Here is a 16,268-nt window from a genome sequence, read left to right on the forward strand (position 1 = left end):
ACCTAGACGGCGACATTAAATTTCCTGTCAGCGATGGGATTAAAAGGACGCAGGCGCCTCAGGTCACGACGCTCGGCTCGGCCCGGCCGGTGCGCGGTTCGATCGCGGCGAGGGCCCGCGCGGCGGCGACGACGGGGGCCAGCACCTCCGCGACGGGGCGGTCGAGGCGGGCGGGGTCGTTCTCGTAACGCTCCAGATAGACCCGCAGCGTCGCCCCGGCGGTGCCGGTGCCGGAGAGGCGGAACACCACCCGCGCGTCCTCGGAGAAGGCGATGCGGAGGCCCTGGCGCTCGGTCAGCGAACCGTCGACCGGATCGCGATAGGCGAACTCGTCGGCCGTGGAGACCGTGAGGTCGCCGATCCGCGTGCCGGGCAGGCTCGCGAGTTTGTCGCGCAGCGCCTGCATCAGGCCGTTGGCGGCGTCCGCATCGACCTCCTCGTAATCGTGGCGGGCGTAGTAGTCGCGGCCGAAGGCCTGCCAGTGGGCGCGCACCAGGGCGTCGGCCCGTTCGCCCGTGGCGGCGAGGATGTTGAGCCAGAGCAGCACGGCCCAGAGCCCGTCCTTCTCGCGGACATGGTTCGAGCCGGTGCCCGCGCTCTCCTCGCCGCACAGGGTGATGAGCCCGGCATCGAGGAGGTTGCCGAAGAACTTCCAGCCGGTGGGCGTCTCGTAGGCGGGGATGCCGAGGGACGCGGCGACCCGGTCGGCGGCGCGGCTCGTCGGCATCGAGCGGGCGACGCCCTTGAGGCCCTCCGCATAGCCCGGCGCCCGGTGGGCATGGGCGGTGAGCAGGGCGAGGCTGTCGCTCGGGGTCACGAACAGGCCGGGGGCCACGATCATGTTGCGATCACCGTCGCCGTCCGAGGCGGCGCCGAAATCGGGAGCGTCCGGCCCCTGCATCAGGTCGTAGAGGTCGTGGCAATGGACCGGGTTCGGGTCCGGGTGGTGGCCGCCGAAATCCTCCTTCGGCTCCGCGTTGACGACGGTGCCCTTCGGCGCGCCGAGCATCCCTTCGAGGATCGCCGTCGCGTAGGGGCCGGTCACCGCGCTCATCGCGTCGAAGCGCATGCGGAAGCCCGAGGCGAACATCCGGGAGACCGCCTCGAAGTCGATCAGCTCGCGCATCAGTTCGGCATAGTCGGCGACCGGGTCGATCACCTCCACCGCCATGGCGCCGAGACGTGTCTCGCCGAGCGTGTCGAGGTCGAGGTCGGGGGCCTCGACCAGGGTGAAGCGGGTGATCGCCTTGGCCCGCGCGAAGATCGCGTCGGTCAGGGATTCCGGGGCGGGGCCGCCGTTCGCGGCGTTGAACTTGATGCCGAAATCGCCCTCCGGCCCGCCGGGATTGTGGCTCGCCGAGAGGATGATGCCGCCGATCGCCTTGTGCTTGCGGATGACGCAGGAGGCGGCGGGCGTCGAGAGCAGGCCGCCGCGCCCGACCAGCACCCGCCCGAACCCGTTGCCGGCGGCGAGCTTCAGGATGGTCTGCACCACCTCGCGGTTGAGGAAGCGCCCGTCGCCGCCCAGCACCAGGGTCTGGCCGGCCTTGTCGGGGATCGAGTCGAAGATCGCCTGGACGAAGTTCTCGACGTAGTGCCGCTGCCGGAAGACCGGCACCTTCTTGCGCAGGCCGGACGTGCCGGGCTTCTGGTCCGCGTACGGCATCGTCTCAATCGTCGTCGGCGTCATCGCTGCGGGCCTCCGGGTCGTTCTGCCTGCTCAAGTATGGCGCTTGTGCCAGCCCGGAGGGGCGGCTGTCACCCGATTCCGGCGGTGACAGGCGGTCATTCCTGCCGAAGTATCGCCCCGGCTTCTTCTTGCGCTACCGGCGCCAAAGGGCTTCGATCCCCGTATCCGCCCGCAGAGGCGGATGGGAGGATTCGATGGATCGATCACATGACGGCCAGGGGCCGGCGATGCCGCGCCGCCGCCTGTTCGGAACCCTGGCGGCCGCCGGCCTCGCCGCGACGATCGCCCCGGCCGCGGGCGCGGCGCCGGCCGGGCGCCTCGACCGGGAGGAGTTCCGCCTGCCATGGGCGGGCGAGGCGGGCGTCGACATCTACGTGCGCAACAAGCACCCGGCGGGGCAGAACACCTTCCCCGGCGAGCGCATCCTGCTCTTCGTCCACGGCTCGACCTACCCCGCCTCCACGGCCTTCGACCTGCCGCTGGCGGGGATGTCGGCCATGGATTACCTCGCCGCGCAGGGCTTCGACGTCTATCTCGTCGACCTGCCCGGCTACGGCCAATCCGGGCGGCCCAAGCAGATGAGCGCCCCGGCCGCCGACAACCCGGCCTTCATGCGCACCCCGGACGCGGCGGCCGTGGTCGGGCAGGTGGTGGATTTCATCCGCAAGCGGCGCGGCGTCGACAAGATCGACCTGATGGGCTGGTCCTGGGGCACCTCGACCATGGGCCTCTACACGAGCACCCACAACGACAAGGTGAATCGCCTCGTGCTCTACGCCCCGCAATGGCTGGCGCGCACGCCCTCCCTGATGGCGGCGGGCGATGGCAAGATCCCCGCCTATCGCAGCGTCAGCCGCGACAGCGCCAAGACCCGCTGGCTGACCGGCGTGCCCGAGGACAAGAAGGCCGACCTGATCCCGCCGGGCTGGTTCGAGCAATGGGCGGACGCCACCTTCGCCACCGACGCGGTCGGGGCCAAGCAATCGCCGCCGGTGCTGCGCGCGCCGAACGGCACGGTGGCCGACAAGGAGGATTACTGGGCGGCGGGCAAGGCCCTGTACGATCCGGGCGCGATCACGGTCCCGGTGCTGATCATCCACGCCGAGTGGGACGCGGACCTACCGAGCTATCAGGCGCAGGAATACTTCGCGAAGCTGACCCACGCCCCCTACAAGCGGTTCGTGGAACTCGGCGAGGGCACGCACACGGTGATGATGGAGAAGAACCGCATGCAGTTTCTCCGCGAGATCGCCGCCTTCCTCACCGAGAGCGACCCGCAGGCGCTGAACTGAGCCGGCCACGCCCCGCCCGCTTCGGCGGGCGGGGCGCGTCCCTCACTCCGCCGCTTCCCGCGTCTCGTAGCCAAGCCGCGCGTTCAGCTCGCGGATCAGGTGCACCGCCGCCTCGGCGATGACCGTGCCCGGCGGGAAGATCGCGGAGGCGCCGGCCGCGCGCAGCGCATCGTAATCCCCCGGCGGGATGACGCCGCCCACCGCGATCATCACGTCGTCCCGGCCCTGCTCGGCCAGCGCCGCCTTCAGCTCCGGCACCAGGGTGAGGTGGCCCGCCGCCAGCGACGAGACGCCGACGATGTGCACGTCGTTCTCCACCGCCTGCCGCGCGGCCTCGGCCGGGGTGGCGAAGAGCGGCCCGATATCCACGTCGAAGCCCAGATCGGCGAAGGCCGAGGCGATCACCTTCTGGCCGCGATCATGCCCGTCCTGGCCCATCTTGGCGACGAGGATGCGGGGGCGGCGCCCATCCGATTCCTCGAAGGCCTCGACCAGGGTGCGCACTTCCTCGACCACCGGCGACATGTGTCCCACCTCGCGCTTGTAGACCCCGGAGATCGAGCGGATTTCCGCCCGGTGGCGGCCCCAGGCCTTCTCCAAAGCCTCGGAAATCTCGCCCACCGTCGCCTTGGCGCGGGCCGCGTCCACGGCAAGTTCGAGCAGGTTGCCGCTGCCCTCGGCGGCCTTCGTCAGGGCGTCGAGGCGGGCCGAGACCTCGGCCTCGTCGCGCTCGGAGCGCAGGCGCTTCAGCTTGTCAATCTGCAGCCGGCGGACATTGCCGTTGTCGACCCGCAGCAGCTCGATCGCCATCTCGTCGTCGGCCCGGAACTTGTTCACGCCGACGATGGTCTGGCGGCCGGAATCGATCCGCGCCTGGGCGCGGGCGGCGGCCTCCTCGATGCGCAGCTTGGGGATGCCGGCCTCGATCGCCTTGGCCATGCCGCCCAGCGAATCGACCTCGCGGATATGCTCCCAGGCGCGGGCCACCATGTCGGCGGTGAGCTTCTCGACGTAGTAGGAGCCGCCCCACGGATCGACGATCCGGGTGGTGCCGCTCTCCTGCTGCAGGAACAGCTGGGTGTTGCGGGCGATGCGGGCCGAGAAGTCGGTCGGCAGGGCCAGCGCCTCGTCCAGCGCGTTGGTGTGCAGCGACTGGGTGCCGCCCTGCGTCGCCGCCATCGCCTCGATGTTGGTGCGGGTGACGTTGGTGAACACGTCCTGCGCGGTGAGCGACCAGCCCGACGTCTGCGAATGGGTGCGAAGCGCCAGGGACTTGTCCGACTTCGGATCGAATTCCTTGACGAGCTTCGCCCAGATCAGCCGGGCCGCCCGCATCTTGGCGACCTCCATGAAGAAGTTGGTCGAGATCGCCCAGAAGAACGACAGGCGCGGGGCGAACTGGTCGATGGTCAGCCCGGCCGCGAGGCCCGCCTTGATGTACTCGACGCCGTCCGCCAGCGTGTAGGCGAGTTCGAGGTCGTTCGTCGCCCCGGCTTCCTGCATGTGGTAGCCGGAAATCGAGATCGAATTGAACTTGGGCATGTTCTTCGACGTGTAGGCGAAGATGTCCGAAATGATCCGCATCGATCCCTTGGGGGGATAGATGTAGGTGTTGCGGACCATGAACTCCTTGAGGATGTCGTTCTGGATCGTGCCCGCGAGCTTGCTCGGCGGCACGCCCTGCTCCTCGGCGGCGACGATGTAGAGGGCGAGGATCGGCAGCACCGCGCCGTTCATCGTCATCGACACGGTCATCTCGTCGAGCGGGATGCCCGAGAAGAGCGTGCGCATGTCGTAGATCGAATCGATCGCCACGCCCGCCATGCCGACATCGCCGGAGACGCGAGGATGGTCGGAATCGTAGCCCCGGTGGGTCGCGAGGTCGAAGGCGACGGACAGGCCCTTCTGCCCCGCCGCAAGGTTGCGCCGGTAGAAGGCGTTCGAATCCTCGGCCGTGGAGAAGCCGGCATATTGCCGGATCGTCCAGGGCTGGGTCACGAACATGGCCGGGTAGGGGCCGCGCAGGAACGGCGCGAGGCCCGGCCAGGTGTTTAGGAACTCGATGCCCTCCCGGTCCTGCGGCCCGTAATGGCCCTTCACCGGGATGCCCTCGGGCGTCATCCACGGCTCGCCCATGGGGGGAGCCGCGACGGCCAGCGGATCGCCGGACAAGGGCAACGTGGCGAAATCCGGGATGCGGGAGGTCATGGCGTGACTCGTGTCCGTTCTTGTCAGGCCATTATAGCCCCGCCTTCGGCGCGGGCTACTCCCCGAAAGACGGGCTCTGGCGCCGCGTGACACGGCGATAGACAAAGAACCCGCCGAGCATCAGCGCCAGCCCGTACCATGTGACCGCATAGACGAGGTGGTTGTTCGGGAAGGACACCACGGTCAGGCCGCCGATGGGAAGCCCGCCGGGATTCGGCGCGGCGTCGGCATCCACGAAATAGGGGGCGACATCGGAGAGCCCCCGGGCGGCGGCGATGGCGGCGACGTCCCGCGAGTACCAGCGATTCGCCGCCGGATCGTTCGCGCGGAGGAAGGCGCCGCCGGGTTCGGTGAGGCGCAGGAGGCCCGTGACCGTCACCGGCCCCGCGACCTGCCCGTCGGGCCGGCTCGCCGGATCCTTCCGATCCCCCGGCACGAAGCCGCGGTTCACGAGGACGAGGCTCCCGTCCTCCCGCCGCAGGGGCGTGAGCACCCAGAAGCCGGCGCCGTACTCGGTCACCGCCTGGACCAGGGTTTCCCGGTCGTTGAGGAGCTGGCCGGAGAGGGTGACGTGCCGGTAGGCGTCGTCGGGGCCGACCTGGGCCCACGCGGCGGGGGAGGGCGCCGGTACGGCGGGCGCGTGGACCCGCGCCTCCGTCCGGGCGATCAGGTCGAGCTTCCAGGCGCGGCGCTGGACCTGCCACGTCCCGAGGCCGAGGAGGGTCAGGAACACGAACGCCGCCCCGAGGCCGAAGACGACCCGGCGGAGCGGCGTGGGAGCGGCACGGCCGCCCCCGGGACGTGGCACGGAGCCCGTCACCGCATCTTTTGCAGCAGCTCGTGGTGGGCCGCCGGCATCATGTTCCGGTTCATGTGGTACATGACCCACACCGAGCCGGAGAGCATGATGGCGACCAGCGTGACGGTGAAAATCATCGCCATGAAGGTCCAGCCGCCCTCGGACTTCGTGTTCATGTGCAGGAAGTAGACGAGGTGCACGACCATCTGCACGCCGCCGAGGACCAGCACCACCAGCGTCGTGACGAGGCTGTTGTCGAGGGTGTTGCCCATCACCAGCCAGAACGGGATCACCGTCAGGATCACGGACAGGACGAAGCCCGTCACGTAGGCCTTCACGCTGCCGTGGCCGCCCTCGGTGTGGACGTGGTCGTGCTCGTGGGACCCGTGAGCGTGGGTGGCATCCGCGCTCATTCGAGCACTCCTATCAGGTAGACGACGGTGAACACCCCGATCCAGATCAGGTCGAGGAAGTGCCAGAACATCGACAGGCACATCAGGCGGCGCTTGTTGGCCGCCACCAGCCCGTACTTCTGGACCTGGATCATCAGGGTGACGAGCCAGAGGATGCCGAACGAGACGTGCAGCCCGTGGGTCGAGACCAGGGTGTAGAACGAGGAGAGGAAGGCACTGCGCCACGGGGGCGCGCCCTCGTGGAACAGGTGGACGAACTCACGGATTTCCAGCGCCACGAAGGCGACGCCGAACAGGCCGGTGACGGCCAGCCACAGCTGCGTCCGGCGCTGGTTGTCCTTGTCCATCTCCAGCATGGCGAAGCCATAGGTGATGGAGGAGAACAGCAGCATCGCGGTGTTCACCGCGATGCCCGTAAGGTCGAACAGGTCCTTCTGCGAAGGCCCCGCCGCGTAGTTGCGCCCGAGCACGCCATACGTCGCGAACAGGGTCGCGAAGATCAGGCAGTCGCTCATCAGGTACAGCCAGAACCCGAGCATCGTCGAGCCTTCGCTGTGGTGGCCTTCCTCGTCGGTGACGTAGAAGACCGGCGCAGCCGTACCGGGCGGTGCGGTGTCGGTGTGCATCATCGGATTACGCCAGCTCCAGTTCGCGCATCCGCTTGGCCTCTTCCCGCGAGACCGTCTCGGCGGGGATGTAGTACTCGCGGTCGTAGTTGAAGGTGTGGACGATGGCCGTGACGATCAGGGCCACGAAGGACAGGGCGGCGAGCCACCAGATGTACCAGACCATGGCGAAGCCGCAGATGAAGCTCAGCGCCGCCAGGATCGCCCCCGTCGCCGTGTTCTTGGGCATGTGGATCGGCTGGTAGCCGCCGGTCGGCCGGCTGAAGCCGCGGGCCTTCATGTCCCACCACGCGTCGGAATCGTGCACCACCGGCGTGAAGGCGAAGTTGTAGTCCGGCGGCGGCGACGAGGTCGACCATTCGAGCGTCCGGCCACCCCACGGGTCGCCCGTCAGATCGCGCAGCTCCTCGCGGCGGCGGATCGAGACCACGAACATCATGATCTGGCTGCCGATGCCGCAGGCGATGAGCACCGCGCCGAAGGCCGCGACCATGAACCAGGGCTGCAGCGACGGGTCGTCGAAATGCTGCATCCGGCGGGTCACGCCCATCAGGCCGAGCACGTAGAGCGGCATGAAGGCGACGTAGAAGCCGGTGACCCAGAAGCCCAGGGACATCTTCCCCCAGAACTCGTCCAGCTTGAAGCCGAACGCCTTCGGGAACCAGAAGGTGACGCCCGCGAACATGCCGAACAGCACGCCGCCGATGATCACGTTGTGGAAGTGGGCGATCAGGAACAGCGAGTTGTGGAGCACGAAGTCGGCCGGGGGCACGGCGAGCAGCACGCCCGTCATGCCGCCGATGACGAAGGTGACGATGAACGCCACCACCCACATCATCGGCACCTCGAACCGGATGCGGCCACGGTACATCGTGAACATCCAGTTGAAGATCTTCGCGCCCGTCGGGATCGAGATGATCATCGTCGTGATCCCGAAGAACGAGTTCACGTCGGCGCCCGAGCCCATGGTGAAGAAGTGGTGCAGCCACACGAGGTAGGCGAGGATGGTGATGACCACCAGCGCGTAGACCATCGAGGTGTAGCCGAACAGCCGCTTGCCGCAGAAGGTCGAGGTGATCTCCGAGAACACGCCGAAGGCCGGCAGGATCAGGATGTAGACTTCCGGGTGACCCCAAATCCAGATGAGGTTGAAGTACAGCATCGAGTTGCCGCCGAGGTCGTTCGTGAAGAAGTGGAACCCCAGGTAGCGGTCGAGGGACAGGAGCACGAGAACGGCGGTGAGGATCGGGAAGGCGGCCACGATCAGGATGTTCGTGCAGAGCGACGACCACACGAAGATCGGCAGCTTCATCATGGTCAGGCCCGGCGCGCGCATCTTCACGATGGTCGCGATCAGGTTGATGCCCGAGAGCGTCGTGCCCACACCGGCGATCTGCAACGCCCAGATGTAGTAGTCGACGCCGACACCGGGGCTCATCGCCGCCCCCGACAGGGGCGGGTAGGCGAGCCAGGTGGCACGGGAGAACTCGCCGATGAAGAGCGAGACCATCACCAGCATGCCGCCGGACACGGTCATCCAGAAGCTGAAGTTGTTCAGGAACGGGAAGGCCACGTCGCGGGCGCCGATCTGCAGCGGCACGGCGAAGTTCATGAGCCCCGTGACGAACGGCATCGCCACGAAGAAGATCATGATCATCCCGTGGGCGGTGAAGATCTGATCGTAGTGGTGGGGCGGCAGGAAGCCCTGCTGGTCGCCGAAGGCGATGGATTGCTGCGCGCGCATCATGAGCGCGTCGGCGAAGCCACGCAGCAGCATGATCAGCGCGAAGATGCAGTACATGATGCCGATCTTCTTGTGGTCGATCGACGTCACCCAATCCCGCCACAGGGGTCCCCAGAAGCGGAAATAGGTGATCGTGGCGAGCACGGCCAAGCCCACCACCGCCACGCCGGCGAAGGTGCCGATGAGGATCGGCTCGTGATACGGAATCTGGTCGAGCGTAAACCGACCGAAGATTAGCTGCTGGAGATTGACGTTATCGAACATTGAATCCGACCGTTCAGAAGGTTCGAAGGCGACCGTCGCGTTGGATCTAAGATATCCTTCGCGCCGGCCCGCCTCACTGGTTCACTTCGTCACTGGCTGAGTGGCGTCACTGACTGATTTGCTTGGGAGCGATCTGCCCGCCGTCGGGCGAACCGCTTCCGGTCTCAGGCTTTGCTTTATCAGGCTCGGGGGCACGCGAGTCGGGGTTGCCCATGTCGGGGCGCGGCTTCATGCCCTCCGGCTGTGTCTGTCCATGCGGCCCGGTCCCGGAGGCCGGCCCCGTCGCGCCCGGCGCCTCGTGGCCTTCCCGGGCGAAATGGTTGTCGTATTGCAGCCGCTTGTAGTTCTCCTCGCCCTCCGGGCCGGACTGGCCGCCCCGGGCGTCGATGGCCATCATCTCCGACATGCACATCTGGCCGGGCCGCGTGCACAGGCCGACGATCTTGCCGTAGAGGCCCTCGGCATAGGACTTGTAGTAGCGGGCCGGCTCGGACTCCGTCGGCTCGGAGAGCTTCAGATAGGCGTCCTGGTTGAGGTCGGACCCCTCGGCCTTGGTCTTGGCGACCCAGGCGTCGAAGTCCTTGTCCGCCACGCCGCGGAACTTGAAGAACATGTTGGAGAAGCCGGCGCCGCTGTAATGCGCCGAGCGGCCCTCCGAATCGACGGCCTTGTTGACCACCGCGTGGAGCTTCGTCTCCATGCCGGGCATGGCGTAGATCATGCCGGCCAGCGTCGGCACGTAGAACGTGTTCATCACGTCGGTCGCGGTGATCTTGAAGGTCACCGGCCGGTCCACCGGGATAGCCAGCTCGTTGACCGTGGCGATCCCGTATTGCGGGTAGAGGAACAGCCACTTCCAATCCATGGCGATCGCCTCGACCTGCAGCGGCTCGACATTGGCCGGCAGCTCGCGCTTGGCGTCCAGGCGGGTCAGGGGCCGGAACGGATCGAGGGTGTGGGTGCCGATCCAGGTCAGGGCGCCCAGCGCGATGATGATGAGGAGCGGCGCCGTCCAGATCAACACCTCGAGCTGGGTCGAGTGGTGCCACTCAGGATCGTAGACCGCGTCCTCGTTCGTCGCCCGGAAGTGCCACGCGAAGAACAGGGTGCAGGCGATCACCGGCACGATGATGAGCAGCATCAGGCCGGTGGAGGCCAGGACGAGGTTGCGCTGCTGCTCGGCGATGAAGCCCGCCGGCTGCATCACCACGAGGTTGCAGCCGCCGAGCAGGGTCATCAGCGGCGGCAGCGCGATCAGGGGCACGCAGCGGCGCAGGAGGCTGCGCCGCCGGGTGTCGGCCAGGGTCGTCCGGTCCGGTCGAAGGGTCGAAGAACTCACTGCTCTCGTCTCGTCATCCCGTGCCGCAGGCGCGGCATCGCCGGCCGGCGGACCCGGCCCCTCACACAATTTGGCGGCACGGCCGCACCCGGAAGGCGCGGCCGGGTCTCACATTTGGCGCAACTCGGACCGGTCGATGAACAGCGCGGCCAGGGAGCAGACCGCGCCGGAGAGCAGGTACACGCCGACGACGGCGAGGCCGAACTGCTCCGACAGGTAGAGGGCGACCAGCGGGGCGAAGCCCGCGCCGAACAGCCACGCGAAATCCGAAGTCAGCGCCGCGCCGGTGTAGCGGTAGCGCTTGCCGAGGCGGGCGGTGACCGCGCCGGAGGATTGCCCGTAGGCGAGGCCCAGCAGCATGAAGCCGGTGGTCACATAGATGGTCTGGCCGATGGCGCTCTCGCCGAACAGCAGCGGCGCGAGGATCGAGCCGAAGGCGAACAGGGCGATCAGCCCGGCGCTCATGATGAGGGCGGAGCGACGGCCGATCTGGTCGGCGATCAGCCCGGAGGCAGCGACGGCGCCCGCGCAGATGATCGCCCCGGAGAACTGCACCATCAGGAACTCGCCCGGCGACCGGTCGGTGTTGTTGAGGGTGAGCCACGCGATCGGGAAGATCGTCACGAGGTGGAACAGGGCGAAGGCGGCCAGCGGCACGAAGGCGCCGAGCAGCACGTCCTTCAGGTGGTGGCGGAACAGGTCCAGCACCGGCACCGGCTGCAGCCGGTCACTGTCCATCATGCGGGCGAACTCGTCCGTCGCCACGAGGCGCAGGCGGGCGAACAGCGCCACGACGTTGATGGTGAAGGCGCAGTAGAACGGGAAGCGCCAGCCCCAGTCGATGAAGTCCTCCGCCGAGAGGTTCACCAGGAAGAACGAGAACAGGGCGCTGGCCACCATGAAGCCGATCGGCGCGCCGAGCTGGGGGATCATGGCGTACCAGCCGCGCCGCTCCTTAGGGGCGTTGAGGGCCAGCAGCGAGGCGAGGCCGTCCCAGGCGCCGCCGAGCGCGAGACCCTGCATCACCCGCAGGGCCGCCAGCAGGTAGACCGAGGAAATGCCGATCGAGTCGTAGCGGGGCAGGAAGCTGATCGCGGCGGTGGAGCCGCCGAGGAGGAAGAGGGCGGTGGTGAGCTTCACGCCGCGTCCGTGCCGCCGGTCGATCGCCATGAACAGGGCGGTGCCGAAGGGGCGGGCGACGAAGGCCAGGGCGAAGATGCCGAAGGCGTAGAGCGTGCCGGTATGGGCGTTCACGAAGGGGAAGAACACCTTCGGGAACACCAGCACGCAGGCGATGCCGAACACGAAGAAGTCGAAATACTCGGAGGCGCGCCCGATGACGACGCCCATGGCGATTTCGCTGGGCGCGACCCGGTGGTCGCCCATGGCGCGCTGTGCGTCGCGCTCGAGACCGCTGCTCGAAGTCGAAGAGATGGATGTGTTCGCGCTCATTCGCCGGCTGTCCGCCCCCGTCGCCCGTTGCGATTCCGACCGGGCTTGCGTCTTGCTGCATGTCCGCCCGCACTGCAACCTTCATTGCAAGCATAGCGGCTCCGCTTGGACCTCACCCCCTGGGGAGGCTGCCTCGCGCGCGACAATGTGCTCAGCCCGGCACGGGCCCGCCGGATCCGGCCAAGCTTTTGTCGGCAGTCGCGTTTCTGTTCGGTGCTTCCGTCCGTGTCACCCGCAGTGCAACCTGCCGCGGGTCCGCCCTGTTGCGGCGCAGCACGTGGTCCGCCCCCTCCGATGCGAAGTGCGGGTTGTAGAAGGGATCGCCCGCGGCGATGGCCTCCTTCCAGCGCGCCTTGAACGCGGCGGTGTTCTCGGGGTGCTTCAGCAGCGCCTCGGCGGCGTTGCGCGTGGCGGATTCGTAGTGCCGGATCACCACGTCGCCGTCGTAGAGCACCCGGTATCCGCGCGCGCCGATCCGCAGGCACAGGTCGGTGTCGTTGAAGCCGATGTCGAGGGTCTCGTCGAAGCCGCCCACCTCCGCGAAGACCTCGCGCCGCGTCATCAGGCAGGCCCCCGTGACGGCGGAGACGTCGCGGGTGGAGGTGAGGGCGGCGTTGGGGCCCGCGTTGCGCACCCGGTCGAGATAGGCCGGGACCAGCTTTAGGGCATGCTCGGCCGGCCCGCTGAAGCCGACGATGACGCCGGCATGCTGCACGAGGTCGTTGCCGTAGACGAGCATCGGCCCGACGGCGCCGACATCCCGCCGCCCGGCAAGGGACCGCAGCCGCCCGAGCCAGCCGTCAGAGACGATCTCGACGTCGTTGTTGAGGAACAGCACGAAGGGGGCCTGCGCCCCATGGGCCCGCACGGCCTCGTTGTTCATGCGCGAGAAGTTGAACCGGCCCCGGTAGGGGTGGAGGCGCGCCCGCCCCTCGGCCTCCAGCCGCGCGAGATAGCGCCGCGTCGCCGGATCGTCCGACTCGTGATCGACGATCACGAGGTCGTACTCGGCCCTCGGGGTGTGCCGCTCGATCGACTCGACGGTCGTCTTGAGGAAGGCCAGGGCATTCTTGGTCGGGACGACGATGAGCGTCCGGCCCGGCACGTCGGGCCAGATCACCCGGTAGGTGTTGAAGGTGTGGCCCGGCACCACCGCGCAGCCGGGATGGACCCGCGCGAGGGATCGCGCCAGCGCTTGGCAGGTGTTGGCCGTGACCTGGTCCGCCTTGCCGTGGCCGGTGCTCGTGCGGTGCGTCCGCCAGCGGTAGAGGAACAGCGGCATATGCGCGACCGCCCGGGCCCGCTCCAGCGCGCGCAGGACGAAATCCACGTCCTGCGAGACCGGCAGGCTCTCGTCGAAGCCGCCGGCCGCGTGGACGAGGGCCTTCCGGCAAGCCACGAAGTGCACGAAGTAGGGGTGGCAGAGGTAATAATCGAAGGAGAGGGCGGGGCGGCCTGAGAATTCGAGGAAATGGTCGATGTTCTCGTCGGTCACGACCTCGTCGCTGTAGGCGAGATCGACCTCCTCCCGCAGGAAGGCCATCGCCATCGCATGGAGGGCCGAGGGCTCCAGCACGTCGTCGTGGTCCATGAAGGCGACGATGTCATGCGAGGCCGCCGCGACGCCGGCATTCGTGGCCTTGGCGATCCCACCGTTCGTGGCGGTCCTGACGATCGTGATGCGGGGATCGGCCGCCGCGTGGCGGGCGAGGATCGCGGCCGTGTCCGGCGCCGTGGAGCAATCGTCGACGCAGACCAGTTCCCAGCGCCCGTACCACTGGGCGGTGACGCTGGCGATGGCCTGTTCGAGCCACGTGGTCGGCGTGTTGTAGACCGGCATGATCACGCTGATGGCGGGGGCGTCGGCCCGGCCGTGGCGGCGCATGAACCGCGCCGCCGTCGCCGCCGGCACGGATCTCAGGCGGTCGCGGAAGCGGACGAAGTTCGGGTTGACGTCGATCCGCACGGGGCTTCCGAGGATCGGCCGGCCCGTCGCCGCGTCGCGGATCTCCACCGTGTCCCCGGCCGCGAAGGCGATCCCGGCCGGCAGGTCGAGGCGGAAGCCGGTGAGGAGCTTGCCGTGCCCCGCCTTGGCGACGTCGTCGCGGGCGATGTCTGTGGCACCGCGCGCCACCACGGCGCCGTGATGGAGGATCTCGATCCCGATGGCCCGGTCACGGTCGGCGGTGTCGAGGGCCCAGCCCTTCACGAAGGTCTCGCAGGCGATGTCGACATGGCCGACCACGCCCGGCGGGGGCTTGGCGGTCCCGAGCAGCCTGCGCAGCCATCGCTTCAGCGGCCTCGTGACCATCCTGCGCTCTTCGGTTGGGGTCGCGGCATCACACCCGGTAATGGGCCGAGTTCCGGGACAGGTTGACGTTGTAATAGGGATCGGCGCGCAGCTGCGCGCCCCAGCGGCCGAGCATCACCCGTGTCTCGGCCTCAAACCGCGCCTTCTTCTCGGGGGTGTCCTCGGGGCCGCGGCTCTTCGATTCGTGGTGGATCAGCTTGGCGAAGGGCGTCCAGACGATCCGGTAGCCGGCCTCGCGGATCCGCAGGCAGAGATCGACGTCGTTGAAGGCGACCTTGAGCGCCTGCGCGTCGAACCCCCCGACCTCCGCAAACACCGTGGCGCGCAGCGCGAGGCAGGCGCCCGTCACCGCCGAGACCTCGTGGGCCAGCACCATGCGCGCGAAATAGCCGGGATCGGCATCCGGCATGGCGAGATGGCTGTGGCCGGCGACGCCGTCGATGCCGAGTACGATGCCCCCGTGCTGGATCGTCCGGTCGGGGTAGAGCAGCTTGGCGCCCACCGCCCCGATCTTCGGCCGCGCCGCCTGCCGCACCATCTCGGTGAGCCAGCCCGGCTCGATCACCTCGATGTCGTTGTTAAGGAACAGCAGGACCGGGCCGGTCGCCGCCGCCGCGCCCCGGTTCGACAGGTCGGAGAAGTTGAACGGGCCGGGCACGGGCACCACCCGCACCCGGGGCTCGGCCGAGAGGCCCGCGAACAGGGCCGCCGTGGCGGGTTCGCAGCTGTCGTTGTCGACGATCACCACCTCGATGTCCGGGTAGTCGGTGGCGCCGAGCAGCCCGTCGAGGGTCACCGCCAGCAGGTCCGCCCGGTCGCGGGTCGGGATGATCACCGAGACCTTCGGCGGGGGCGAGGGCAGGGGGTGGACGAGGCGGTTGAACCCCTCCGGCCCGCGCTCGGCGCGGGCGCCGAGGGGGGCGGCCGCCTCCTCCAGGGCGCGCAGCCGCGCCGCCTCGCTTCTGGCCAGCGCCCGGTCGGAGAAGGTGCCGGAGCCCCCCGCCGCGCGCCAATGGTAGAGCACCCGCGGCACGTGGCGGATGCGCGCCGGGTCGAGCCCCGCCGTCAGGCGCAGGAGCAAGTCGTGGTCCTGGCTGCCCTCGAAGCCGGGGCGCAGGCCCCCCGTCGCCCGCAGGGCGTCGGTGCGCATCGCCGTGAGGTGGTTGATGTAGTTCTGGCCGTAGAGCAGTTCCCGGTCGAAATCCGCCTTGAAATGCGGCTCGAACCGGCGCCCCCGCCCGTCGATCTTGTCTTCGTCGCTGTAGACGAGGACGAGGCCGGGATCCTCGCGGGCCGCGCGGACGACTTCGTAGAGGGCGTCGGCGGCGAGGACGTCGTCGTGGTCCATGAAGGCGCACCACGCGCCGCCGGCCATGGCCAGCGCGTCGTTGGTGGCCCGCGCGATGTGGCCGTTCTCCCCCCGCCGATGGACGCGGATGCGCGGATCGGCGGCGGCGGCGCGGGCGAGGAGGCGCGCGACCGCCGGATCGGTCGAGGCGTCGTCGACGGCGCAGAGCTCCCAATGGGGGTAGATCTGCGCGCGCAGGGAGGCGAGGGCGGCCCGCAGCACCTTGGGGGCGGGGTTGTGGACCGGCATCAGCACCGACACGAGGGGCGGCTCGCGCCATGTGGCGATCTCGGCGGCGAGGGCGGCCCATTCCGGCCCGCGCCGCCGATGGGCCGCGATCCAGCGGGGATAGCCGGTCTCCCGGCGGCCGTTCAGGGCGCGCTCCATCAGGCCCCGGGCGCGGACCTTCTTGCCGAGGAGGCGCCATTTCAGCGCCGTGAGCGAGAGGCCGGGGGCCCGCCGGAGGGCGCGCAGCATCAGGAACGGCCGGGCGAGGCGGCGCAGGCGCGCATCCCGCAGGGAGGCGGGCATCCGGCCGAGACGGGTGCTGATCCTCAGTTCCACCGCCTCCGGCGGCACCCGCCCGGTCCAGAGGTAGGCGCCGCCGCCGAGGGATTCCTCGTGCAGCAGCGTGCCGGGACGCCCGTGCGGGCCGATGAAGGCCAGGGCGAAGCCCACCGCCTCGGCGGCCGGATCGTCCGCGAAGCGCAGGTCGACCCAGCGGCCACGCAGGGACGCGACCGGCAGGCGCAGGCCGTCCGGCCCCTCGGCGAGGGCCATCC

At 68.9% G+C, this 16,268-nt stretch carries 11 protein-coding genes; 1 reads left to right on the forward strand and 10 read right to left on the reverse strand.

The window, feature by feature from the left end:
- Positions 1–58: 58 nt before the first annotated feature.
- The gene (locus MKK52_RS06245; protein ID WP_243952949.1) at positions 59–1,690 is read right to left on the reverse strand and encodes an alpha-D-glucose phosphate-specific phosphoglucomutase; all 1,632 of its coding nucleotides are present in this window, start codon (positions 1,688–1,690) and stop codon (positions 59–61) included.
- Positions 1,691–1,884: 194 nt separating this feature from the next.
- On the opposite strand from MKK52_RS06245, the gene MKK52_RS06250 reads away from it, so the two are divergent.
- Positions 1,885–2,982, forward strand: a complete 1,098-nt coding sequence (locus MKK52_RS06250; protein ID WP_243952950.1) for an alpha/beta hydrolase — start codon at positions 1,885–1,887, stop codon at positions 2,980–2,982.
- A gap of 42 nt (positions 2,983–3,024) precedes the next feature.
- On the opposite strand, the gene scpA is transcribed toward MKK52_RS06250, so the two are convergent.
- The 9 genes from scpA to MKK52_RS06295 all read right to left on the reverse strand — a co-directional run bounded on the left by scpA (position 3,025) and on the right by MKK52_RS06295 (position 16,266).
- A complete protein-coding gene (scpA, locus tag MKK52_RS06255; RefSeq protein WP_243952951.1) occupies positions 3,025–5,190 on the reverse strand; it encodes a methylmalonyl-CoA mutase in 2,166 nt (721 codons plus the stop codon).
- A gap of 55 nt (positions 5,191–5,245) precedes the next feature.
- Positions 5,246–5,998 (reverse strand): SURF1 family protein, encoded by a 753-nt coding sequence (locus MKK52_RS06260; RefSeq protein WP_243952952.1) that lies wholly within the window; start codon positions 5,996–5,998, stop codon positions 5,246–5,248.
- A gap of 8 nt (positions 5,999–6,006) precedes the next feature.
- Complete coding sequence (gene cyoD, locus MKK52_RS06265) at positions 6,007–6,402, reverse strand: cytochrome o ubiquinol oxidase subunit IV (protein ID WP_243952953.1); 396 nt, start codon at positions 6,400–6,402, stop codon at positions 6,007–6,009.
- A complete protein-coding gene (gene cyoC / locus MKK52_RS06270; RefSeq protein WP_243952954.1) occupies positions 6,399–7,031 on the reverse strand; it encodes a cytochrome o ubiquinol oxidase subunit III in 633 nt (210 codons plus the stop codon). The genes cyoD and cyoC overlap by 4 nt, the downstream gene beginning before the upstream one ends.
- Before the next feature lie 4 nt (positions 7,032–7,035).
- Complete coding sequence (gene cyoB / locus MKK52_RS06275; RefSeq protein WP_243952955.1) at positions 7,036–9,036, reverse strand: cytochrome o ubiquinol oxidase subunit I; 2,001 nt, start codon at positions 9,034–9,036, stop codon at positions 7,036–7,038.
- A gap of 106 nt (positions 9,037–9,142) precedes the next feature.
- The gene (cyoA, locus tag MKK52_RS06280; RefSeq protein WP_279597667.1) at positions 9,143–10,273 is read right to left on the reverse strand and encodes a ubiquinol oxidase subunit II; all 1,131 of its coding nucleotides are present in this window, start codon (positions 10,271–10,273) and stop codon (positions 9,143–9,145) included.
- A 210-nt stretch (positions 10,274–10,483) separates the two neighbouring features.
- Positions 10,484–11,827 carry an MFS transporter gene (locus tag MKK52_RS06285; RefSeq protein ID WP_243952957.1) on the reverse strand — a complete coding sequence of 448 codons (1,344 nt, stop codon included), beginning with the start codon at positions 11,825–11,827 and terminating at the stop codon, positions 10,484–10,486.
- Between the two features lie 151 nt (positions 11,828–11,978).
- Positions 11,979–14,138 carry a glycosyltransferase family 2 protein gene (locus MKK52_RS06290; protein ID WP_243952958.1) on the reverse strand — a complete coding sequence of 720 codons (2,160 nt, stop codon included), beginning with the start codon at positions 14,136–14,138 and terminating at the stop codon, positions 11,979–11,981.
- A 28-nt stretch (positions 14,139–14,166) separates the two neighbouring features.
- Positions 14,167–16,266 (reverse strand): glycosyltransferase family 2 protein, encoded by a 2,100-nt coding sequence (locus MKK52_RS06295; RefSeq protein WP_243952959.1) that lies wholly within the window; start codon positions 16,264–16,266, stop codon positions 14,167–14,169.
- Between the last annotated feature and the right edge of the window lie 2 nt (positions 16,267–16,268).

The sequence above is a fragment of the Methylobacterium sp. J-067 genome, assembly GCF_022829465.1.
Classification (GTDB): Bacteria; Pseudomonadota; Alphaproteobacteria; order Rhizobiales; family Beijerinckiaceae; genus Methylobacterium; species Methylobacterium litchii.